Source organism: Streptomyces anulatus (genome assembly GCF_014650675.1).
In the GTDB taxonomy this organism is placed as follows: domain Bacteria; phylum Actinomycetota; class Actinomycetes; order Streptomycetales; family Streptomycetaceae; genus Streptomyces; species Streptomyces anulatus.
The window spans coordinates 13,233-33,721 of record NZ_BMVK01000031.1; the positions used below are offsets into that span (position 1 = coordinate 13,233).

The window sequence follows — 20,489 nt, forward strand, 5'->3', positions numbered from 1 at the left end:
GTTCCCGTTGCTTGTCCCGCATCGTCTCCAGAGTGGTGGCGGTGTCCTCGTTATCGGGGTCCGGGATGACGTCCACCATGAATCGGATGATGGTGCGGGCGATGCCCAGCGCGCCGGTGGTTGGGGAGTCTCGTGCCCAGTCCCGCAACGCGGACAGCAGCGCGCATCCGACCTCGTCCCGTGCGAAGGAGTCCGCGCACGGGCCAGCCACCCCGTTTACGGCCGCGATGAACTAGACGATGTCCTCGGGCAGCCGCAGCAGGGCGAACGCCAGCTTCGAGCGGGTCTTCGCCCGCCTGGCGACGGTAGTGCCAACACCGAAGAGGATCAGAACAGCGGCTCTTGAGGGGACGCCCGGGCGTCTGCGATGAGTTTCTCCAGCCGGGATTGAGTCAAGCGGCCGGAGAACTCGCGGCGTTGTAGTTCCATCCATCGCCGTTCACGGCTGACGAGACTGGCGTATCCAGCGACCTCCGGAGACAGCGCGGGAAGCTGGCCCGAGGACAGCGCACTGGTGCGCTGCCCGCGCAGGACGGTGAGTTGTACGTCAGAGTTTGTCGTGCTCAGGAGGACGCGGGTCTCCCATACACAGGCAACGCCCTGAACTCGAAGGCTGTCTCTTACGAGGGCAGGCCCACTCAGGATCCACCGCACGGTAGCTGTGCACCAGACGTGTTCCCCGATGTGATAGGCGGTCAGATCGGTTGCCTGGTCGAAATCGACGTATGGGAGTGAGGCCCAGCCCACCACTCGTACGGGTTCAGCCCCAAGCAGCGTGCCCTCACCCTCGACGAAGATGCCCATCGTCGCCTCGAAGTCCGGCCCTACTAGCTCCGGCGTCAGGAGCATCAGGCGAGAGGCCTCAGTCTCAATCGCGTTGATGCTTTCGGCGCCCGAGAGGATCGAACGCACCGCGTCCTCGTCGAGATCGTCGGCCCGTTGCGCGAACTTTTTTACAACGTCGTACCAGGATGTGAGGAGCACGAACCGATCCCCGAAGTCCGCAACGTCCTCGTTCATGGGGTACGGGTAGACCGTCCCCTTGCCGAAGTCCTTCGTGTTTTTGCTGACGAAGTAGACCTTCTCGTCAGGATGGTCTCGCGCGTACTCGATCGCTGTGAGCCAGATCGCGGCGTCGCGGCCCCCTACTTTCTCCGTGTCGCCGCCGGCGGTGGCGGTGACCTGCTTGCACGGTGGCAGGAGGTTTGCCTCTCGTATCAAAGCTTGCTTGAGTGCAGCCTCGCTGGTTGGGACGATGTCGACTACGTCGAGCCACTTTCGGCGCCACTCCTCTTGAAAACGCTGTAGGTCCATCTGTGGCAGCGTTACGTGGATTGGCCACGGTGTCCCCTCGCTGAGGCTGCTCAGGGCCGCTTCAGCTGCCTCGTACTTCTCGCGGTACGGCACCGCCCGATGGGCGGTCAGCTCCTCCAGTACCACCCACGGCACGGCTACGCGGTCGACTCCGGATGCCCTGATGATCTTGACTAGATCCGTGGTGGCACTTGCGATGTCGGACTTCGTCAAGATGTTTGTGTCCAAGATGATCAAGGCGAGCGACTCCGTCTTCCTCAAGGCCGTGTGTTCGGACAGGGTTTCAGGTTCTGTGACCGCCGACATCCGGATTCCCATACCGTCCGCGGCGTTCTGGAAATCTCCCTCCAGCCAGGAGCGAACCCGGCGCGCAAGGACGAACGCAGCCCCCTTCGTCGTGGTCGGGCCCACCCATGACCTCTTGCTCACTTTTGCTGCCGCCCCGACCACGGCCGCGTTTCCCCTGGACAGCGTCCGCTGTCGGCCATGGTCAGACCGTGGACGGACGCGAGGGGCCCCTCGCCTTGCAGCGCTTCTGTACCAGTCAGGGGCCATCATCGGCGGCGTGGTCGCCAGTGCCGCGATCGCCGGAATTCGGCCCACGACCAGCGGAGCGAGCGCCGCGCCACTGTTGCTGCGACCGCGGCCGCGCCGGGCCACTGAAGCGCCAGCGCCGGGCGACGCCCCGGAACCCGAGTGCAGCTGACTCCGGCCAGGGCAGGGCTCTTGCGCCGGAAAATGATCCCCTCCTCGTGCTCCGACGACGGGGAGCACAGGATCTGCGTGTTCGTGCTCACCGAGATTACGCTTGAGTCTGCCTCGGCTGACACTCGATGAGAGCCGGTTCTGCCGCAGGTGTCGTGGATCTGCGCCTGTCACCGCAACGCAATGCCTTCGAAAGTTCCTGCTCGATGTCAGTGGCTTGCGAGATCATCATTGTGGCGTTCGGGTTCTGCCGGACGGTGAGGGCTGAGACCGTGTTTGAGATCTGCCGTGTCCCATTGCTGAGGCGTTCGTTGAGCTCACCGTGAGCGGTGTTGGGGGTGGGTATCCGTCGGACCTGACGGATGAGCAGTGGGCGCTGGTGGAGCCGTTACTCCCACCGGCGCGGGTGGGCCCCAAGGGTGGTCGGCGGGAGAAGCATCCGCGGCGGCGGATCGTGGACGCGATCTTCTACGTGGTGCGGACCGGTTGTGCTTGGCGGCAGTTGCCGAAGGACTTCGCTCCGTGGCCGACGGTGTACTGGTACTTCACGTGGTGGCACGACGACGGCACCGTTGAGCGCATTCACGACGCCCTGCGCGGCAAGGTCCGTGAAGCCGACGGCCGCAACGCCGAGCCGAGCGCGGGCCTGATCGACTCGCAGTCCGTCCGCACCGCCGACACCGTCCCCGTCTCCAGCAGGGGCTTCGACGCAGGCAAGAAAGTGAAGGGCCGCAAGCGGTTCATCGTCACCGACACCCTCGGCCTGCTCTTGGCCGTCCACGTCGTCGCGGCCGGTGTCCAGGACCGCGACGGCGCCCGCCGACCGCTGCTGTGGACCCGCCTCGACCACCCGGGTGTCAAGAAGATCTGGGCGGACCAGGGCTTCGCCGGCCGCCTGGTCGACTGGGCCACACAGATCCTCGGCCGCGAGCTGGCCATCGTCCGAAAGGACCCCGACCAGCGGGGATTCCAGGTCCAGCCGAAGAGGTGGGCGGTGGAGCGCACCTTCTCGTGGCTCACCGCCCACCGTCGTCTTGCGCGCGATTACGAAGCCAGCCCGGCTCGCTCGGAAACCATGATCCGTTGGGCAATGATCGGCATCATGGTGCGGCGGCTCACACGCACTGGTCCCGCTACACGGCCAGGTCCCCGGCCGCTCACCCGGGTCTCGGCAGCGGGACACGCCACTGGCTGGTAGGTGATCGGCTCAGTTCGTATCGTCACCGAGAAGGACCGCCTCCAGCGCGAGCAGATCCGCGTCATCGAGCTGCGGAACGGTCCAGCCGTTGGCCTGCGCATGCGCGATGAACTGCGGGTCGAGCGCCGCGTGGTAGTGCTCGACGTAGTGCGCCAGGTCCGAGTACCAAAGCCAATGCCCGTCCGTCAGCAGGTGCAGCCCGCCGATCACAGGGTTGTCGGGTGCGAGAACGTCACGCACGAGCGTGGTTGTCGCAGCCAACAGGGCACCGCTCCGCAAGTACTTGACCAGCTCACGAGCGCTAACGGACGCCTCGGCCTTGACGGCGGACCGCAGCGACGGCCCATCTGGGCTGCCCTGCTCAAGCTCTCTGAAGTCACCGACGAAGGGGACTCGTGCATCGCTCACCACCAGAGGCTAGAACACCTCGCCACCGACGTTCCAGGAAGATCTCAAACGCGGTCTGAGCTAGTGGCTTGTCACGCAGTCTTGGCCGGGTATTCGGTCCAGGTACGGATGGGTGAGTCGGGGGCGAAATTGGCCTTCGGCTCAGCGCGCGCGTTCCGCCAGCGGATGTAGGCGCTGATGGCGGCGTTCTGTTCATCGTGACTGCGGTGGTCGGTGCCGTTGCACGCGTTCAGCCACTTGATCATTCTGGTCGTCCTTTTCCGGACCAAAGAGGAGACGGCCAGAATCGAGGAGAAGCAACCGTGGAGCCGCACGAAGAACGAGCGGGCCAACCGCCGCCGCTGCGGCAGCAAGGGCGGTCGGCCCACCGGCTTCGACAAGGAACAGGTACAAACGTCGCAACGGGGTTGAGCGGACGATCAACCGCCTCGGTGGCCGCGATCCGACTCTGCCTCCGAGCGTGATCCGCCGAGCCTCCGTCGAGACACAGGAAGCTGGAGAACGTCCGCCGTTACTTGAAGCCCTCGCCCGACGCGATCGCGGAGATCACCGGTCTCCTCGCCCTGGGCGACAGCAGGCGCTGATCTCGGCGCCCTGCTATGAGGTGGGGTCGGCCCACAGGTCGGTGCTGTGGGTCCCGATGAGAGCGCTGATGCGGGTCAGTACGCCACTGACCGGCTGCGGGTCGAGTCGGCGTCCGTCACGCAAGCGCAGGGCGACGTGATCGTCAACGGCCTCCTTGGCGCCGATGACGGCTTGGTAGGGAACCAGGCGGGCTTCTCGGATTCGGGCGCCCAGGCTGCCGCGGTCCGGTCCCGCGATCTGGGCACGCAGCCCGAGACGGGTGCAGCGTTGGGCGAGGGCTGCGGCGTTCGGCAGTTCGGTGTCGGAGATCGGGAGAATGACCAGCTGAGTGGGGGCGAGCCAGGCGGGGAAAGCACCGCCGTGCTGTTCGATGAGATGGGCGACGGCTCGCTCCACACTGCCGATGATGCTGCGGTGGACCATGACCGGGCGGTGCTTGGCGCCGTCCGCGCCGATGTAGTGCAGGTCGAATTGCTCGGGCTGGTGGAAGTCGACCTGGACGGTGGACAGGGTGGACTCCCGGCCGGCGCCGTCGGTGACCTGGACGTCGATCTTGGGGCCGTAGAACGCGGCTTCTCCCTCGGCTGCCTCGTAGGGCAGGCCGGAGCGGTCGAGGACGTCGGTCAGCAGGGCGGTGGAGCGCTGCCACTTCTCGGGTGCGGCAACGTACTTGCCGCCGGGGCCCGGGAGGGAGAGCCGGTACCGAGTGGGGGTGATGCCGAGCGCCTCGTACGCCTGGCGGATCATCTCCAGGGCCGCCTGCGCCTCCTCGGCGACCTGGTCCAGGGTGCAGAAGATGTGTGCGTCGTTGAGCTGGATGGCCCGCACGCGGGTCAGTCCGCCGAGCACGCCCGAGAGTTCGGAGCGGTACATGCCGCCCAGTTCGGCCATCCGCAGGGGCAGTTCGCGGTAGCTGTGGGGCCGGGAGCGGTAGATCACCGCGTGATGGGGGCACAGGCTCGGCCGCAGGACGACCTGCTCTCCGCCGAGGTCCATCGGGGGGAACATGTCGTCGCTGTAGTGCGCCCAGTGCCCCGAAATCTCGTACAGCTCCCGCTTGCCGAGTACCGGTGAGTACACGTGCTGGTAGCCCGCCCGCCGCTCGGCGGCACGGATGTACTCCTCCAGGGTGTGCCTCACGGCCGCGCCGTCGGGCAGCCAGTACGGCAGGCCGGCGCCGATCAGCGGATCGGTGTCGAACAGGCCCAGTTCACGGCCGAGCTTGCGGTGGTCGTGCACGGTGGTCATCGCGGTCTCCTTGCTGGTTGCGGAGCAAGTGACCGGGCCTACGACGAAGCCCCGGGGCACTTGCCCCGGGGCTTCGGATCAGATCATCTGTCAGCGCGCCGGGACACTCTCCGGCGTCGTCGTCATAGCAGCGCGCTTCATGTCGCAGACGTTAGCAGGATGTACCGCGGTCCACACGGTCATTCCTCGGTCAGGAAATCCGCCGGACAGCCCCTGGATGAGAGCGGCCCTGCCTGGGGCGGGCCGGTGATGCGGGGTGATCAGCTTTGTGGCCGGGGTTCTCCTTCATTCGATTGAATCGGTGATGCGTCGTCGATGAAGACGGGCATGCCGAGGTCGACCAGTTGAGGGCGTCCGTCGGTGGGGATGTTCTTGAGGCTCTTGAGCTTGGCCATCGCCGCGTCGAAGCTGACCTGGAGTCCCTCGACCTCGCCGAGCCAGCCGTTGGCGCGTGCTTCGCGGATGCGGTCGCGGAGGTTCTGGATGATCTCGATGAGGCGGGGCTTCTGGCGAGGGTCCATCTGGAGGGCCGGGCAACGGATGCCCCGTTGACTGAACGAACCACGTTGATGGTGCAGTTCAGGGCACGGGTGAGGTTGTCGCCCAGTACGGTCTGCGGTTGTGATGAACGATGGTGTGCCCGAGCGGGGGCCTTCCCCCATGGTGGTGGACACGCGGTCATTGATCACGCGGCGAGCGTGAGTTTAGTGGCGTGGTGTCGTCGTTCGTATTCGTTGGGGCTGGGGTGGCCGCAGGCGGAGTGCCGACGGCGGGTGTTGTAGCGGGTCAGCCAGGCGAACACCCGGTTCCTGCAGGTGGCGGGGTCGCCGTAGTCGCGGGCGCCCTGGAGGGTCTCGCGTTTGAGGGACGCGTGGAAGCTTTCGCAGGCCGCGTTGTCCGCGCTGGAGCCGACCGCGCCCATGGACCGGGTCACCTTGAGCTGGTCGCAGAGGCCGGCAAAGGCCCGTGAGCCGTACTGCGCTCCGTGGTCGGAGTGAAAGACGGAACCCTCCAGGCCGCCGCGGGTGCGGGCGGCCATCAGCAGCGCGTCGGCGACCAGGTCGGTGCGGATGTAGTCAGCGATGGACCAGCCGACGACCTTCCGGCTGAAGCAGTCCAGCACCGTTGCCAGATAGAGGAACCGGCCGTCGGCGAGCGGCAGATAGGTGATGTCGCCCATGTATTTGCGGCCCGGCTCGGCCGCGGTGAAGTCCCGCTCGTACAGGTCCGGGACCGGGGAGGGAGCCGGGTCAGGGACGGTGGTGCGGACGCGTCTGCGCAGGCGGATGCCGGTGATCGCATAGGTCCGCATCACGCGGTCGACCCGCTTCTCGTTGACGTTCATGCTCCGGTCCTGGAGTTCGGCGGTCACCCGCGGGGAGCCGTAGGCGCCGCCGGATTCCGCGTTGATCTCGCGGATCTTCGCTGCCAGGCGCTGGTCGTCCCGCCGGCGAGCTGCCCGAGCCTCGCGGCTGGCCCGCCACTTGTAGTAGCTGGACCTGTTCACCTCCAGGACCTGGCAGAGCCGCTTCACCTCGAAGGCGTCCCGGTGGTCGTCGACGAACTGAAAGCGGCTCCGCACCAGTTCGTCTCCCCGGCGAAATACTTGGCCGCCTTGCGGAGTATGTCCCGCTCGGTCGCGAGCTTGCGCTCACTGGCCTCGAGCTCGGCGACCCGTGCTTCCAGTTGCCGGACCCGCTCGTCCGGATCTGACGACGGAGTCCCGTGGGCGGTCCGGGCAGCCGGCCCGGCGCCCCGCGCGGCGTTCGCGGTCCTGCAGCACCCAGTTCCGCAGGGTGTTCCTGTTGATGCCCAGGTCGGCGGCGATGCTCTTGTAGGTCGCCCCGGGTGTGGACTCGAACAGGGCCACGGCATCGGCCTTGAACTCGTCCGAGTAGTCCTTCATCGCCATCGGCGGTCTTCTCGCTTCCTCCGGATCAAGCAGATCCAGTATCAGCGTGTCCACCATTCAGGGGGAGGCGCCGGGTTCCCGAGTCGTTCCTGTGGGCATGGGGCGGGGTGATCTGAGCAATGCCGCGTGGGCACGGCTGCGGCCGTTCCTGCCGGTCAGCAACAGGCGATGTGGCCGGTGGCGGGATCACCGGCAGGTGATCGACCGGATCCTGTACCGGGTGCGGACCGGCGTGCAGTGGTCGAGCTGGCTCATCTACCGGGCCCCGGGCTCTGGCTTGCCCGCGGCGGTGTTATCGGTGCCGGTCTCGGTCGGCGGCGCTTCGACAGGGAAGAGGATCGGGCTGATCAGGTACTGCGTGCGGTCGGGTGACGGCTCGTTGGCCAGGTGGGGGGCGATCGCTTCGCGCATTCCGTCGATCATGCCGTGCAGTTCTCCGGGGCTGAGCCAGACGGCATGCTGCCGGTAGCCGACCTGGTCGGCTACCGGGTCGGCCGTGTCGCGGTTGAGATACGCAGTGAATTCGGCAGTCAGGACTGCCAGAGCTGTGGCGAATGCGCTGCGGTGGTCGTCGGGCGAGAGTGAACTGGCTGTGTCCATATTGATCCCCGCGCGGTCGCGGCGCAGCCGGTAGCGGCGCTCGACCGCGCCGCGCACACGTCGCTCCAGGGCGACTTCCAGGACCCCGCCGGCTGCCAGCAGGTCGACGTGCCGGTAGACCGTGGCCTTCGAGACGTCCTGGATGCGATCGCACAGGTCGGCGGTGGTCAGCTCCCTGCCGCCGCGCATCGCATGAACCACGCGCAACCGCACTGGGTGTGCCAAGAGTTCGAAAGCATCCATCCCGAAATGATCTCATGCCATGCTACCGTTCGCGCATATTGAGAAAGGTTGTGACGCGATGCCTGCCAACGCTGCCACGGAGTCCATGACCGGCTCGGAACTCGCCTGGATGCCACCGCCTTATGCCGAGCCCAGTAGCTTTAGCGAGCACGAAGTCATTGTCGGCACCGGCCCGTTCACGGTGACAGGAACGGTGAGCGTCCCCCACGGGCAGGCTCCCGGCCCCGGCGTGGTGCTGCTTGCCGGTGGTGGACCGTTCGACCGCGACGAGACCAGCGGGCCGAACAAACCGCTCAAGGACCTGGCCTGGGGACTCGCCAGCCGCGGGGCAACTGTGCTGCGCTTCGACAAGGCGACCTACGCCCACCCCGAGGCAGCCGCTGCACAAGACCTGACGATGACGCAGGAATACGTCCCGCATGCCGTCGACGCGGTCGGCCTGCTCCGGAACCACCGCTCGGTGGACCCCGAGCGGGTCTTCATCCTCGGCCACAGCATGGGCGGCAAGGTCGCCCCCGCCGTCGCCGTCGCCGAACCCACGGTGGCGGGCCTGGTGATCATGGCCGGTGACACGCAGCCGATGCACCACGCCGCTGTCCGCGTCGTCAGCTACCTCGCCACCCTGCTCCCCGACCAGGTCCCACCCGCGGTGATCGAGACTTTCCAGCGGCAGGCCGCCCTGGTCGACAGTGCGGAGCTCACGCCTTCGACCCCCGCGACGAATCTACCGTTCGGCCTGTCCGCGCCGTACTGGCTCGAACTGCGTGACTTCGACCCGGTCGCGATCGCGGCCAAACTCAGCAAGCCGATGCTCATCCTCCAGGGCGGACGCGACTACCAGGTCACCGTCGACGACGATCTGGTTCGATGGCGGACGGGCCTGGCTGACCGCCCGGAAGCCGATATCCGTGTCTACGAAACCGACGATCACCTGTTCTTCCCCGGCGCAGGACCATCCACCCCCACCGAATACGGAACTCCTCAGCACGTCGACCCCGCCGTCATCACCGACATCGCCCAGTGGCTGGGCCACGGCCGGGGATGAGCCCGCGCTGCCTGTGAGCCAGCGATCGTTCGTCTCTCCGGGCCGGTTCGCCGAGGGACTCGACCACTGGACCGCACGGCCGGGCTGGAGCTGCGTCGTGGGCTACGACGGTGACCAGCCGGTCGGCTACGCCTACGGAGCGCCGCTGCCCCAGGGGTCGCGGTGGTGGGGCGGACTGCTCACCGACGTCCCCGCCGACGTCACCGCCGAGACCGGCACCCGCACCTACGCGCTGTCCGAGCTGATGGTCCGTGAGCCGTGGCGGAAGACCGGCGTCGCCCGCCAGCTCCACTCCGCTCTGCTGGCCACCCGCCGCGAGGAACGCGCCACCCTCCTCGTCGACCAGACCCACCCCAAGGTCCACGCCCTGTACAGGAGCTGGGGCTGGACCACCCTCGGAGACCTACGACCCCGCCTGGCCGATGCTCCGCTCTTCCACGCCATGCTGCTCGGTCTGCCCGTGGCACTGTGAGCTTGTTGTTTAACGTCGACGTGAGATGAGACGAACGAGCGACTCGGTGGGCCAGCAGAGCCATGCGAACAGGGAACTGGTGACCACGAACCAGTGGACGCTGACCCTGCCCCGCTCCTTTTCCAGGATTAGTGGGGCCTTATCCCGATAGATGGAGCGAAGGTATCGGCGGCGGATCGGCGCTCCGGCGATCAGCAGTATCGGTGAGCAGATGAAAACGGCCACCGGGACAAGAACTCTCACGATGGTGATCTTCGCCTTCTCCTCATATCGCATGTGCTCAGTGTGCTGACGTCTGCGTTGCGTGTCAGCCTGCCCTGCGGGGTTTGGTGACCTTGTGGTGGGCCGGTCGCTGGTATGCCTCGCCGCCGACGAGGACTCGTCCGACGTCGTGGCGGGCGGAGGTTCCGGAACCCGCGCCGGACGCGGACGGGGGTGAGTTTGTGCGGTGGCGCGGTTGGTCAGGCAGCCGTAGAGGCAATACCGTGCGTGCTACCGGGCCAATTCGAGCAGTTCATCGATCAGCGGCTCCTTGCCACCGCTACCGAGGTGGGCGATGGCCGCGAACGGTGCGATCACCTGGCTCCAGGCATGGAGCCGGTCGCCGTCGAGTCCACACGCCGCCGCCACGTGCTCGCAGCGGGTCTCGATGCCCTCCAACCCGGCGCCGGCTACGACGTAGTCCACGGCGTCGAAGCACGGATCGCCGACGCAGGCTTTGGGATCGATGGCCATGAGAACGCGCTCTGCGCCGCCGTCGAGCACGTTGCCCAGGTGCAGGTCGCCGTGGAGCAACACGGTTGTCGCTTCCGTATTCAGTAGTCGCTCGCACCGTTGGATGGCCCTGTCCCACGCGGTGACATCCATGCGTGCACTGATCGCGGGCTCTGCCAGCCGCCTGCCGACCCGGGCGAAGGCCTCCTCGCACCGCTTACGCAGCACACGCGTGGGCAGCGGAGGCGGAGCGACCCCGTGCAGGGCAGCGAGCAGATCCGACCACTGTCCCGGCAGCGGAGCCACGGGCATGTCCCCCGCCGGTGTCCCGGGCACGATCTCCTCCAACACCATCGCGCCCGATTCCTCGTCGACGGCCAGCACCGAGGGCACCCGGCCCGATGCGGCGAACCACCCCAGCATGTCGACCTGTTCGGTCATGAGAGCTCGGTCCGGACTGACCTTCAAAACCGCCGGCGTGCCGTCGGGCAGGCGGCACCGCAACGTGACCGACGAAGCGCCGCCCGGGAGGGACTCACCGAGCGAGAGCCCCCACTGGGACCCCAGCCGCGCAATGAGAGCCGGCGCGTCTGCACACCATCCGGACACCCGGGGGCCGAATCGGCGAACCAACCGCGCCGTGACGCTCTCCACATCCACCAGCAGTCGTCTCACACGGCCAGTGTGCCGTTCGCGCGATCTTTGGCCACCGCCTTTCCGTGATTCGCTGTGAACACGATCCCGACGAGCGAACCGGACCAGCCCCCGAGAACCACTTAGAGGTTGTCTCACGTGGTGCTTCTGCGATGCGGCATGATGCCGAATCGTGAAGGTTAGCTTGTCGCGTCGGTTGGTGCCGGACGAACTGTGGGAGCTGACCGCTCCGTTGCTGCCAAGGTTCAAGTCCCGCCCGCAAGGTGGGGGGACTGCTCCGGTGGATGAGCGGGCAGTGTTCACGGCCGTGGTGTACGTGCTGACGAGCGGGTGTGCATGGCGATATCTACCGGAGTCGTTCGGGGTCTCGTCGGCCACCGCGCACCGTCGGTTCACCGTGTGGACCGAGGCCGGGCTGTGGCGCAGGTTGCATCGGGCGGTGCTGGACAAACTCGGCGTCCGGGGCGGGCTGGACTGGTCGTCTGCGATCGTCGATGCCGCGTCGGTGCGTGCGAAAAGGGGGGAACGCTGACCGGGCCGAATCCGGTCGATCGCGGGAAGAAGGGCAGCAAACTGCACGTGCTGTCCGAGGCTCAGGGCCTGCCGCTGGCCGTCGCGGTGTCCGGGGCGAACATGCACGACAGCCAGGCTTTCAAGCCGCTAATTCTCGGCATCCCCGCCGTCCGTTCCCGGCGCGGGCCACGCCGGTGGAAGCCAGCGAAGATCCGCGCGGATAAGGCGTACTACTCCGCAGAGCACCTCCGCTGGCTCCGCAGTCGGAACCTCGTCGCACGGATCGCCCGCCCCGGTATCGAGTCGGGTGAGCGGCTCGGACGGCATCGCTGGAAGATCGAGCGGTCGATCTCCTGGCTCTTCGGCTACCGCCGCCTCACCGTCCGGTACGAACGAAAAGGCAGCCACTTCCTCGCCTTCCTTGGCCTCGCCGCCACCCTGATCTGCTACAAGAAACTCGCCAAAATCCCCTTGTGATGCCCATTCCCAGGACTGGTCTTCAGTGTCCTTCAAGCTCAGCAGTCTTCCGCGGGTCGTCCGCCAGAATGCGGGCCGCGAGCTGCCGCACTTGCTCCTCCACGGGCTGCTCGTGGGTGGTGAACAACTCGTACCAGTACGAACGTGCACGCGCCCCCGATGCCTGAACCTCGTGAAAGCTGACATCGACCCCCTCGGGGCTGGTGAGCTCCTCGGGCATGTCGTGCTCCTCGCGTCGTGGCGAGACATTCGTGAGGACGCAGCCCCACCGCTCGAACCAGCCGCTGTCCGCAAGGGTCTGACCAAGCAGCCGGGCGACAGTGTCCACCGGCTCTTCCCAGCTGCGGTCGGCTGCGGCCCGTGCGAGTTCGGCTTCGTACTGGGCGGCATCGAACCAGAAGTCCGCGGGCACGGCGATGACGTTGCTGGTGTTTTCCCAGGCGTCCCAGATCACCCGGTCTCCCTCGCGGCGCATGGTGACGTACAGAGCGCCGCAGCAGCCGGCGGTGCAGGGCGGCTCGGCGATGTTGACCCTGCGCGGCTCCTTCGTGACCGCCAGCGGCCAGCTCTCGGCAGGACCTGTCCAGTGCCGGCGACTGAGCGCCATCCCTTCCGGGTGGACTGCCTTCAGAACGTCTACGCCATCGATCAGAGGGCGCACCTCGGCCCATGGGTCCGCCGCCCAGTCGACCGGGATCCTGTGCTGCAAGGTCAAGGTACTGATCGCCAGCTGGTCGGTCATACGCACATGATCGGCTAACGCCATGCAGCGGCATAATCATTTCTTGGGCGTGACCGGCCTCGGATAGTCGCGCCAGGGCAGCCACCGCTCAGGGGCGAAGCTTGTCGAACCCACCACGTGAGACACGGTCTTAGCTTCCACTGCGGAAAATCGCGAGGACGTTAAAACAAGGTGAGTGCCTGAGCTTTGCGCAAACGTTCGGGGAACGGTCACGGTGACCGTTCCCCGAAGGCGTCGAGCTCTTCGATGATCTTGCGGAGCTCGCGGGCCCCGCGATGCGACATTGCTTGGATCACGCCGTCGAGTAGGGCACGGCCTTCGAGAGGGTTGCCGCAGCAGTACCAGTGCACGTTGCCGAACTCGTCGTCGTGCCAGAGCTCGCGCTCGGGGCGATGGACGTAGTCCTTCCACAGGCGCAATGCCGTGCTGATATCGCCTGGCTGGAGGTAGTTCCGCGTGCGTTCGAGGCGAACGATCTCGGAGTGCGCTCGCGGAGAGAGGCGGTCGATGGCCGGCCTTGAGCGTTGTGACTGGTGCCGGACCGGGATGCTGGCCCGGATGCGTCCTGGCCGTCTACGCGGCATGGGCCTTTCGGTTGGTCGTCATGCCGCACATGGTGCCACAAGGTCGAACGGTGTCTCGAACGGGTTCGCTCGCGTGGGGATTCGCCGGACGTGGTCCGCCGCATTGACGTCTATCGCTAGTCAGCGGTGCAAGCGGAGAGCCTGCGTCGCTCAACTTCGTCGCGCTCGTTGCACCGGGTGACGAGGTAGCCGAGCGGGATCAGCGGCGCGGTTCGCACTGTCAGCTCGACATCGTCGAGTACAACGTCGGACTCGTCGTCACCGTGTCGCCGTACTTCCGGACCGTCTGTTTGCGCTCCCACGCGGGCTCGCCGAAGTGCTGCGTGACGTACTCGTGGCGCACTTACGGCGCGATGCGCCGGTACGCCCGGATCAGATCGCCTTCGGGGTCCCCGTGTCCTGCGCCCTCGAAAGCTGCGGGGCGTCCCCAGGCTTTCACGCGGATTCATGATCAGCAGGGAACATCGCTCCAGCGGCATGACGCCGTGGAAAGTGCCGCGCCTGATCCGCCGATGTGCGTGTGGAAGTGCCGATCGGTGCCGGGCAGGGCGTGCTCGGCCTCGAACGCAGTGTGATGCGTGTTTCCGCAAGCTTTGGTCCGAGGCGGAACGGGTGTTGGTCACCCCCGAGGAGTGGCTGCGCAGCGGTTGGACCGGGATCGAGGCTGGCTTGCGCCGCCAGCGGGGTATGCGGGGATCGATGGTGCATAGTGGGTCGCTATCCCGGGAAGGTCGAGGGCACGGCGGCTCTCCAGAGGCGGAGGAGCAGCGCTCCTGAGGCGGCGATGAACAGCGCGGTCTGCAGAACTAGGAGCCACCACTTGGTATGCCGCGGCGGCCCGGGTGGTGGTGCTACGGGCATGTGCGGGCAGCCCCAGAGCTCGGTGGGATCGGTCAGGAGTCCGGTTTCGGCGGTGAACGTGCCGAGAAGACGGTCAGCGGTCAGACGACCGTTGCAGAGGAAGCAGCGCCAGCGCACGGCCTGCCCGAACGTGATGCGTCCCAGATCCAGGCCCGGGAACGTGGTGCGTGGCTGGGTGACGGATCATGGCGGGGCCTCCTGGTCCGCGTTGCGGCTGAGGGCGAGGCAGAGGTCGCGGAACGTGAGGATGGCGACGGTGTGCCAGTAGAGGTACGAGGCGTGGTGGCTGGTGCTGCGGGCCGGGGCGCGAGCCTGAGGGTGGTCACGCTGCTTCGTGGCCCAGATGTCGGGTCACAGCCCGGTTGGAACAGGCGACTGCCCAAACAGCGGGCGCGGCTCGAACACGTGGACCGGTGGTACCGAGCAGGATGCCGGTCAGGCGACACCAGGCCGTGTGATCACCACGGCTTCGATCCGCGGTTCAGGCGTCGTGCGGTGAGGTAGCCGCCTGCCACGGCAGCTCCGGCGGCCAGGGTGAGGCCTATACCCATGCTGAGATCGGACGGGGCGGATGTGCCGCCGATTCCCGCCCGGGTACCGCGACTCGGAACGGTCGGTACGACGGGGGCCGCTCGCTGAAGAGTGGGTGCGCTCGGGCTCACAGGCGGTTCAGCGGTGGCGCTCGGGCTCACTGGCGGCACCGCGCTCGCGCTGCTGCGCCTGGGCAATACTTCGCAGGCGATGCCGTCGTCGGATCCCCGGTCTTCGTCGAGCCGGTTCGGGTCGCCCGGGTCCCGGTTGAACTCCGCCTGGGCATCTTCCTGGAAGCGGAAGTCCGAGCAGTCGAGATCCTGAGCGTGAGCGATGCCGGACAACGGGGCGAGGGAGAGGATTGCCAGGGCTATGCCCGCGACGACGCTGCGACTGTTCATCAGAAGACCTCCTCAGCGGCCTGCAAAAGTCCCCTCACGCTAAGTGCGTCCCCCGCACGGTGCGCGTGACGCTAGGCCGAATGGGCATCACGGTGTGGCTCACACTCCTGTTTCCCTTGGTGCAGGGCCTGTCCGTGCCAGCTCCGGTTTGCCCGCCGGATAGTTCACCGAGACCCGACAGATCGCCCTGGCCAGCCATACGAGTCCAACAGCAGCGTCGGCACCATCAGATACGCGATGTGCGCCGACCCCCCATCGCCGACGCCCAGCCGCTCAAGACGACTACGTACCCGTCGCCCAGCTCACCCGGCCGTCCGCCACCCGACGCTCTGCGCGGACCGCGCCCGGTCGAGCACGTGTGGCACGTCTCGGTCCGGAATGCCCCCACCGACCGCACCCTGACCGACGCGGAGTGGGCGACGGTGGCCGCTGAGATGGTGGCCGTCGCGGGGATCGCTCCGCACGGTGACGAACACGGCTGCCGGTGGGTGGCGGTGCGTCACGCACCCGACCACATCCACCTCGTGGCGACCCTCGCCCGCCAGGACGGCCGCCACCCCCGTATCCGCGGCGACATCCCCAACATGCACACCGCCGCCCGTGGTTTCGAGACCGCGTGGGGCCTGGAGCCGATGTCACCGCTCGATACGACCGCGCGCCGCGCACCGGCCACCGGCGAGAAGGAGAAAGCCGGCCGCCGGGGCCTCACGGAACCCGCCCGCGAGACCCTTCAGCGCGCGGTCCGTCAGGCCGCCGCCCTCGCCACCGACACCACCGATTTCCTGAACCGGCTCCGGGACGCCGGCCTCCGCGTCCGCGAGCACCACAACGCGACCACCGGCGCCGTCGACGGGTACGCGGTCGCACTCCCCGGCGACCGCGCCGACCACGGCTCGCGCCCGGTCTGGTTCTCCGGCAGGACCCTCGCCTACGACCTCTCCCTGCCCCGCATCCGCGAACGCTACGAACCCGCCCTCACCCCCGCCGACATCACCCGCGCACACACCCGCATCCGCGAAGCCGCTGCCCTGCTGGCCCGCGCCGGCCGCACGCAGGGTGCGGGTGATGTCGCCGCCCTGGGCGACCTCCTGACCGTCGCCGCCGCCGTCTCCCCGGCCGCCGTACGGGACAAGGTCCGCGCCGCTGCCACCCGGTTCGAGCAGGCTTCCCGGGTTCCCGGCGCCCGCACCCTCGACGGCACCGCCCGCACCCGCTTGAAGGCCGCCGCCCGCGCCCTGGAACACGCACCCAGAACGGCCCGCGGCGGCGGCGCACCCGCCGTCCTCAACCTCCTGCTCGCCCTCCTCGAAGCGATCGAGGCGGCCACCGCCTGGCACCGCGCACAACACCACCGCGCCCAGACAACAGCCGCCGCCCAGGCCGCCTTCCTCCTCCGCGAAGCCGCCGACCTCACCACCACCGGCACCCCCGCCCACACGACGGCGTCGCGTACGACGTCGCGCACCGTACGGGTGACACCCGCCCCGGAACGTGGCCCCGCCCCGCCCCCGACCGTTACCGGTGTACCGCCCCGGCCTCCCACCGGACCACACCCGGGCCCGGGCCCGGGGCGCTCGCGCTGAACCGGCGAGGGAGAGTGAACTGCGCGCCTTCATCTACGGCGGGGTAGCTGCCCCCAGCGCCGTCGTCCGACCTCGGCCAGCCTTGCCCGCGCGTTGGCGAGGTTGTTGCGGCTGGAGAGGGTGTCGGGGTGGTCGGGGCCCAGGATGCGCTCGTAGCCGGTGAGGTTCTGGCGGTGGAGGTCGGCGGCCTGCTGGTATTCGCCCAGCTCGCTCAGCGTGGCGGCGAGGTTGTTGCGGCTGTTGAGGGTGTGTGGGTGGTCGGGGCCGAGGACGCGTTCGCGGTCGGTGAGGTTTTGCTGGTGAAACTCGGCGGACTGCCGGAGTTCTCCGAGGTCGTGCAGTGCGTTGGCGAGGTTGTTGCGGCTGGTGAGGGTGTCGGGGTGGTCGGGGCCCAGGATGCGCTCGTAGCCGGTGAGGTTCTGGCGGTGGAGGTCGGCGGCCTGCTGGTACTCACCCAGCTCGAACAGTGCGTTGGCGAGGTTGTTGCGGCTGTTGAGGGTGCCTGGGTGGTCGGGGCCTAGGACGCGTTCGCGGTCGGCGACGTTCTGCCGACTGATGTCGGCGGCCTGCTGGTGTTCGCCGAGCTCGCTCAGCGTGACGGCGAGGTTGTTGCGGCTGCTGAGGGTGCCTGGGTGGTCGGGGCCTAGGACGCGTTCGCGGTCGGCGACGTTCTGCCGACTGATGTCGGCGGCCTGCTGGTATTCGCCCAGCTCGCCCAGCGCGTTGGCGAGGTTGTTGCGGCTGGTGAGGGTGTCGGGGTGGTCGGGGCCCAGGATGCGCTCGTAGACGATGAGGTTCTGGCGGTGGAGGTCGGCGGCCTGCTGGTACTCACCCAGCTCGAACAGTGCGTTGGCGAGGTTGTTGCGGCTGGTGAGGGTGTCGGGGTGCTCAGGGCCGAGGAGGAGGGTCTCGGCGTCTAGGACGTGTCGGCGCAGGAGGAGTTCCTCGGAAGCTGCTCCTGCGTTGTTGAGGGCGTCGGCGAGATCGTCCAGCGTGCCCACGGCAGTGGTGAGATCGCGTTGCGTGCTGCGGTCGAGGTGGGCTGGGAGGTGGGGGGCGAGGAGGCGTGCGGTGGGCCATCCGGTCCGGCCGGGCATGCTCGTCGTCGCTTCCACGGCCCGGGCGAGGTGCTCGTCGATCGCCGCGATCCAGGTGTCCGTCGGTTCCGGACGGGTGAGGGTGTGGGCGGTGACGTCCCGGACCAGGCGGTGGAGCCGGACTTGGTTCACCGGCGGACCGCCGTCCCCGGGACCGCCGTCCCCGGGACCGCCGTCCCCGGGACCGCCGTCCCCGGGACCGCCGTCCCCGGGACCGCCGTCCCCGGGACCGCCGTCCCCGGGTGTGTGGAGGAGCCCGTACTGGTGGAGCCCGGCGAGCGCGGCGTCCACGCCGGCCGCGGTCGCGGGCAGCCCGGTGGCGTCGGTGACCAGCTCCGGTGTCACCAGGGTGCGGGGGACCGGTGCGGGTTCAAACAGGGCGAGGAGCTGGAGGACGGGGCGGGCGAGGGCGTACCCGTCGCTGTGGAGCTGGTCGAGGGAGAGGTCCCAGGTGTGCCGGACGACACGGCGGGCGACCGCGGGGTCGGCGGCCGCTCCGGGGTGTGCGGCGCCCAGGAGGTCGGCGAACTCGGCTTCGAGAGCGTACTGATAGGCGGCGAAGGTGCGGTGCCGGCTGGTGGGGACCGACAGGTAGGTGCCCGCGGCGTTCAGCCCGAGCGGGAGCCCGCCGAGCCGAACGGCCAGCGACTCGGCCTCAGCCGCGGTCCCGGCGTGCGGTGCGGCGTCCAGGAGAACAGCTCCGCCCGCGTCGTCGGCGAGGGGCTGGAGGTGCAGCAGGGCGGCGTCCGGCCCCCAGGTCTGCGGGCTCGTGTCCCGGCTCGTGACCAGCAGAACCCCGCCTCCGTGCGGGCGAAGCCACCCCCGGTAGGCGGCCGGGAGCCCCGACCCCGGCCCGACCAGGGTGGGTGTGTCGACGTTGTCGATCACGATCAGCCACCCCTTAACGGTGGCCAGGTGTTCCCAGACGGCGTCGACGAGCGACACCCTTCCCGTCCGGGCCTCCTCCAGCCGGTCTTCGGGAAGGCCGAGGATGTGAGCGGCCCGGGCCAGGTCCTGCCCGAGTTGGGCGGGGTCGTCGCGCCACCGGATCCACACCACCACCCGCCCCTCCGCCCTAGCCCGGGCCGAGGCCTCCGCGGCGAGCGTGGTCTTGCCCAGCCCTCCGGCTCCGCACACCACGACCATGCCCCCGCCAGGCCCCCGCACCAGGCCGCCGATCTGCTCGAGCTCCGCCGCACGCCCTCGCACCGGTGCCGAGACCGTCGGCGGGTTCATCGAGTGCCCCCCTGCCGCGATCCGACCGAGCGGCACGGGCCGCACACCGTCGTCCTGTGGCCCGGCGGCCAGGCGCCGTTCCCAGAAGAACAGCCCGAGCGACACGACAGCCAGCGCCCCGAACGCGGACCACACCAGGACGGTGTTCTCCGCCCACTCCGGCGGCTGCGCGGTGACGTAGTTCGTCACGATCGCCACCAGGAACGCGATCGCCGCCGAGCCCCCCGACACCGCCGAGCCCATCCTGGCCGCACGCCTGCTACCCGCCACCCCACGCCCCCGCACCCCTCGAAACCAGAACCACATCATCGCCCCCGGCCCGGGCGACGCACCCCTGCTCCGACCGCTCCGGTACCCGCCCGTGACACAACGTCAGCACCGCGGCGCGGAGGCGGCCCGACAGGACAGCGCGCCCTGGAACACGCACCCAGAACGGCACGCGGCGGCGGCGCACCCGCCGTCCTCAACCTCCTGCTCGCCCTCACGGCGAGGAACAGGAACTGTCCGAGGACTTCGGGCAGGTCGCGGAGTCCTGGTGGTCCGCCGACGAACTCGGCAAGCACGTCCCCGCCTCTCTCCTCGACCACCTCACCGCCGGCGAGGACTGGCCGGTGATGGCCCGCCAGCTCATGTCCCTCAGCCGAGCCGGCGTCGACCTCACGACGTTCCTCCCGAACCTCGGCACCATGGCCGCAGGGGTCGAGCGGGCCGTCGCGAAGAACATCGCCCGCATCCAGGCCGAGGGCACCGACCGCTGGGCCGACCTCCTGCGCACGACCATCCCCGAAGGCCTCGTCCGGGACGCGATCCTCGCCTCCCCGGCCTGGCCCGACATCGCCGCCCACGTGGGCCGCCTCCACGACCAGGGCGTCGACGTCGCCCGCATCCTCACCGACGCCCACGCAGCCGGCCTCGGCGTCGACCAGGCCATCGCCGCCGCCGTCGCCCCGGCACCGGCCACCACACCCGCCCCCGCTCCTCCGGCCTCCGCCGCTCCCGCTCCGGGTCCGGCTGCTCCCGTTCCCACTGCGGCTCCACCCGCTCCCGCCGCTCCTGCTCCAGCCGCCGCGCCCGCTCCTGCTCCGGCCACCGCTCCGGCCCCTGCTGCGCCGGCCGCCACCACACCGCAGCCCGCCGCGCCCGCAGCTCCCGCTCCGGCCGCCGCGCCGACTCCGCCCGCGTCCGCGCGCACACCCGCCCCGGTTCCGCCCGCCGCTCCCGCTCCGGCCGCCCCGCCGCCCGCTCCCGGCACGGCGCAGAAGCCCGACCCCTGGGCCGCTCCCGCGGTGAGCACCGACGCGAAGAACCTCTGGGGCCCGCTGACCGAAGGCCTACGGATCCCCCGCGACCTCGACCTCGGCGACCG

General features: G+C 68.7%; 16 protein-coding genes and 5 pseudogenes. 9 read left to right on the forward strand and 12 right to left on the reverse strand.

Annotated features, from left to right (window positions below; translation table 11 throughout):
* Window positions 1–327: 327 nt before the first annotated feature.
* Complete coding sequence (locus IE272_RS37890) at window positions 328–1,725, reverse strand: PIN domain-containing protein (RefSeq protein ID WP_190010245.1); 1,398 nt, start codon at window positions 1,723–1,725, stop codon at window positions 328–330.
* A gap of 577 nt (window positions 1,726–2,302) precedes the next feature.
* Between IE272_RS37890 and IE272_RS37895 the strand changes: the two genes are divergently transcribed.
* The gene (locus IE272_RS37895; RefSeq protein ID WP_229898111.1) at window positions 2,303–3,217 is read left to right on the forward strand and encodes an IS5 family transposase; all 915 of its coding nucleotides are present in this window, start codon (window positions 2,303–2,305) and stop codon (window positions 3,215–3,217) included.
* 9 nt (window positions 3,218–3,226) lie between these two features.
* Here IE272_RS37895 and IE272_RS37900 read toward each other — a convergent pair whose 3' ends face one another.
* Both IE272_RS37900 and IE272_RS37905 read right to left on the reverse strand, forming a co-directional pair.
* Entirely contained in the window at window positions 3,227–3,625 is a 399-nt protein-coding gene (locus IE272_RS37900; RefSeq protein WP_229898088.1) for a hypothetical protein, read from the reverse strand.
* A 71-nt stretch (window positions 3,626–3,696) separates the two neighbouring features.
* Window positions 3,697–3,870 carry a hypothetical protein gene (locus tag IE272_RS37905; protein ID WP_190010279.1) on the reverse strand — a complete coding sequence of 58 codons (174 nt, stop codon included), beginning with the start codon at window positions 3,868–3,870 and terminating at the stop codon, window positions 3,697–3,699.
* A 76-nt stretch (window positions 3,871–3,946) separates the two neighbouring features.
* On the opposite strand from IE272_RS37905, the pseudogene IE272_RS37910 reads away from it, so the two are divergent.
* Together IE272_RS37910 and IE272_RS39020 are read left to right on the forward strand one after the other, a co-directional pair.
* Window positions 3,947–4,055: pseudogene (locus IE272_RS37910) on the forward strand (IS5/IS1182 family transposase); the annotation flags it as partial.
* A gap of 49 nt (window positions 4,056–4,104) precedes the next feature.
* Window positions 4,105–4,209, forward strand: a pseudogene (locus IE272_RS39020) (site-specific integrase); the annotation flags it as partial.
* A 13-nt stretch (window positions 4,210–4,222) separates the two neighbouring features.
* Here IE272_RS39020 and thrS read toward each other — a convergent pair.
* From thrS to IE272_RS37925, 3 genes and pseudogenes are all read right to left on the reverse strand, one after another.
* Window positions 4,223–5,449, reverse strand: coding sequence for a threonine--tRNA ligase (thrS, locus tag IE272_RS37915; RefSeq protein WP_190010270.1), 1,227 nt, complete (start codon window positions 5,447–5,449; stop codon window positions 4,223–4,225).
* Between the two features lie 269 nt (window positions 5,450–5,718).
* On the reverse strand, window positions 5,719–6,147 hold the full coding sequence (locus IE272_RS37920) for a hypothetical protein (RefSeq protein ID WP_190010252.1): 429 nt from the start codon (window positions 6,145–6,147) through the stop codon (window positions 5,719–5,721).
* Window positions 6,144–7,370, reverse strand: a pseudogene (locus IE272_RS37925) (IS3 family transposase). Before IE272_RS37925 ends, IE272_RS37920 begins: the two are co-directional and overlap by 4 nt.
* A 97-nt stretch (window positions 7,371–7,467) precedes the next feature.
* On the opposite strand from IE272_RS37925, the pseudogene IE272_RS39025 reads away from it, so the two are divergent.
* Window positions 7,468–7,611 (forward strand): annotated as a pseudogene (locus tag IE272_RS39025) (transposase); the annotation flags it as partial.
* Window positions 7,612–7,625: 14 nt separating this feature from the next.
* On the opposite strand, the gene IE272_RS37930 reads toward IE272_RS39025, so the two are convergent.
* Entirely contained in the window at window positions 7,626–8,213 is a 588-nt protein-coding gene (locus IE272_RS37930; protein WP_190010254.1) for a helix-turn-helix domain-containing protein, read from the reverse strand.
* 85 nt (window positions 8,214–8,298) lie between these two features.
* Here IE272_RS37930 and IE272_RS37935 point away from each other — a divergent pair, with 85 nt between their 5' ends.
* Together IE272_RS37935 and IE272_RS37940 are read left to right on the forward strand one after the other, a co-directional pair.
* Entirely contained in the window at window positions 8,299–9,258 is a 960-nt protein-coding gene (locus tag IE272_RS37935; RefSeq protein WP_229898098.1) for an alpha/beta hydrolase family protein, read from the forward strand.
* A gap of 13 nt (window positions 9,259–9,271) precedes the next feature.
* The gene (locus IE272_RS37940) at window positions 9,272–9,730 is read left to right on the forward strand and encodes a GNAT family N-acetyltransferase (protein WP_190010258.1); all 459 of its coding nucleotides are present in this window, start codon (window positions 9,272–9,274) and stop codon (window positions 9,728–9,730) included.
* Window positions 9,731–10,222: 492 nt separating this feature from the next.
* Here IE272_RS37940 and IE272_RS37945 read toward each other — a convergent pair whose 3' ends face one another.
* Window positions 10,223–11,098: an aminoglycoside phosphotransferase family protein gene (locus IE272_RS37945; RefSeq protein WP_190010272.1), complete on the reverse strand. Its 876-nt coding sequence runs from the start codon at window positions 11,096–11,098 to the stop codon at window positions 10,223–10,225.
* Window positions 11,099–11,270: 172 nt separating this feature from the next.
* Between IE272_RS37945 and IE272_RS37950 the strand changes: the two genes are divergently transcribed.
* Window positions 11,271–12,088, forward strand: a protein-coding gene (locus IE272_RS37950; RefSeq protein ID WP_199862916.1) for an IS5 family transposase whose coding sequence is annotated in 2 segments (ribosomal slippage) — window positions 11,271–11,624 and window positions 11,627–12,088 — 816 coding nt in all. Because the reading frame shifts where the segments join, the coding sequence is not laid out codon by codon here.
* Window positions 12,089–12,110: 22 nt separating this feature from the next.
* On the opposite strand, the gene IE272_RS37955 is transcribed toward IE272_RS37950, so the two are convergent.
* From IE272_RS37955 to IE272_RS37965, 3 genes are all read right to left on the reverse strand, one after another.
* A complete protein-coding gene (locus IE272_RS37955; protein ID WP_190010262.1) occupies window positions 12,111–12,830 on the reverse strand; it encodes a hypothetical protein in 720 nt (239 codons plus the stop codon).
* 209 nt (window positions 12,831–13,039) lie between these two features.
* Window positions 13,040–13,249 (reverse strand): hypothetical protein, encoded by a 210-nt coding sequence (locus tag IE272_RS39030; protein ID WP_229898100.1) that lies wholly within the window; start codon window positions 13,247–13,249, stop codon window positions 13,040–13,042.
* Between the two features lie 1,484 nt (window positions 13,250–14,733).
* Window positions 14,734–15,207: an excalibur calcium-binding protein gene (locus IE272_RS37965; protein ID WP_190010264.1), complete on the reverse strand. Its 474-nt coding sequence runs from the start codon at window positions 15,205–15,207 to the stop codon at window positions 14,734–14,736.
* 239 nt (window positions 15,208–15,446) lie between these two features.
* Here IE272_RS37965 and IE272_RS37970 point away from each other — a divergent pair, with 239 nt between their 5' ends.
* Entirely contained in the window at window positions 15,447–16,790 is a 1,344-nt protein-coding gene (locus IE272_RS37970) for a hypothetical protein (protein WP_190010266.1), read from the forward strand.
* 29 nt (window positions 16,791–16,819) lie between these two features.
* Here IE272_RS37970 and fxsT read toward each other — a convergent pair whose 3' ends face one another.
* Window positions 16,820–19,354 (reverse strand): FxSxx-COOH system tetratricopeptide repeat protein, encoded by a 2,535-nt coding sequence (gene fxsT / locus IE272_RS37975; RefSeq protein ID WP_229898109.1) that lies wholly within the window; start codon window positions 19,352–19,354, stop codon window positions 16,820–16,822.
* Window positions 19,355–19,737: 383 nt separating this feature from the next.
* On the opposite strand from fxsT, the pseudogene IE272_RS37980 reads away from it, so the two are divergent.
* Window positions 19,738–20,489: pseudogene (locus IE272_RS37980) on the forward strand (hypothetical protein); the annotation flags it as partial.

What these genes read in the sequence shown, in the direction of transcription:
- IE272_RS37905 (WP_190010279.1), bottom strand. Translation starts at nt 3,870, where the DNA reads ATGATCAAGTGGCTGAACGCGTGCAACGGCACCGACCACCGCAGTCAC.
- IE272_RS37930 (WP_190010254.1), bottom strand. Translation starts at nt 8,213, where the DNA reads ATGGATGCTTTCGAACTCTTGGCACACCCAGTGCGGTTGCGCGTGGTT.
- IE272_RS37935 (WP_229898098.1), top strand. Translation starts at nt 8,299, where the DNA reads ATGACCGGCTCGGAACTCGCCTGGATGCCACCGCCTTATGCCGAGCCC.
- IE272_RS37955 (WP_190010262.1), bottom strand. Translation starts at nt 12,830, where the DNA reads ATGACCGACCAGCTGGCGATCAGTACCTTGACCTTGCAGCACAGGATC.
- IE272_RS37965 (WP_190010264.1), bottom strand. Translation starts at nt 15,207, where the DNA reads ATGAACAGTCGCAGCGTCGTCGCGGGCATAGCCCTGGCAATCCTCTCC.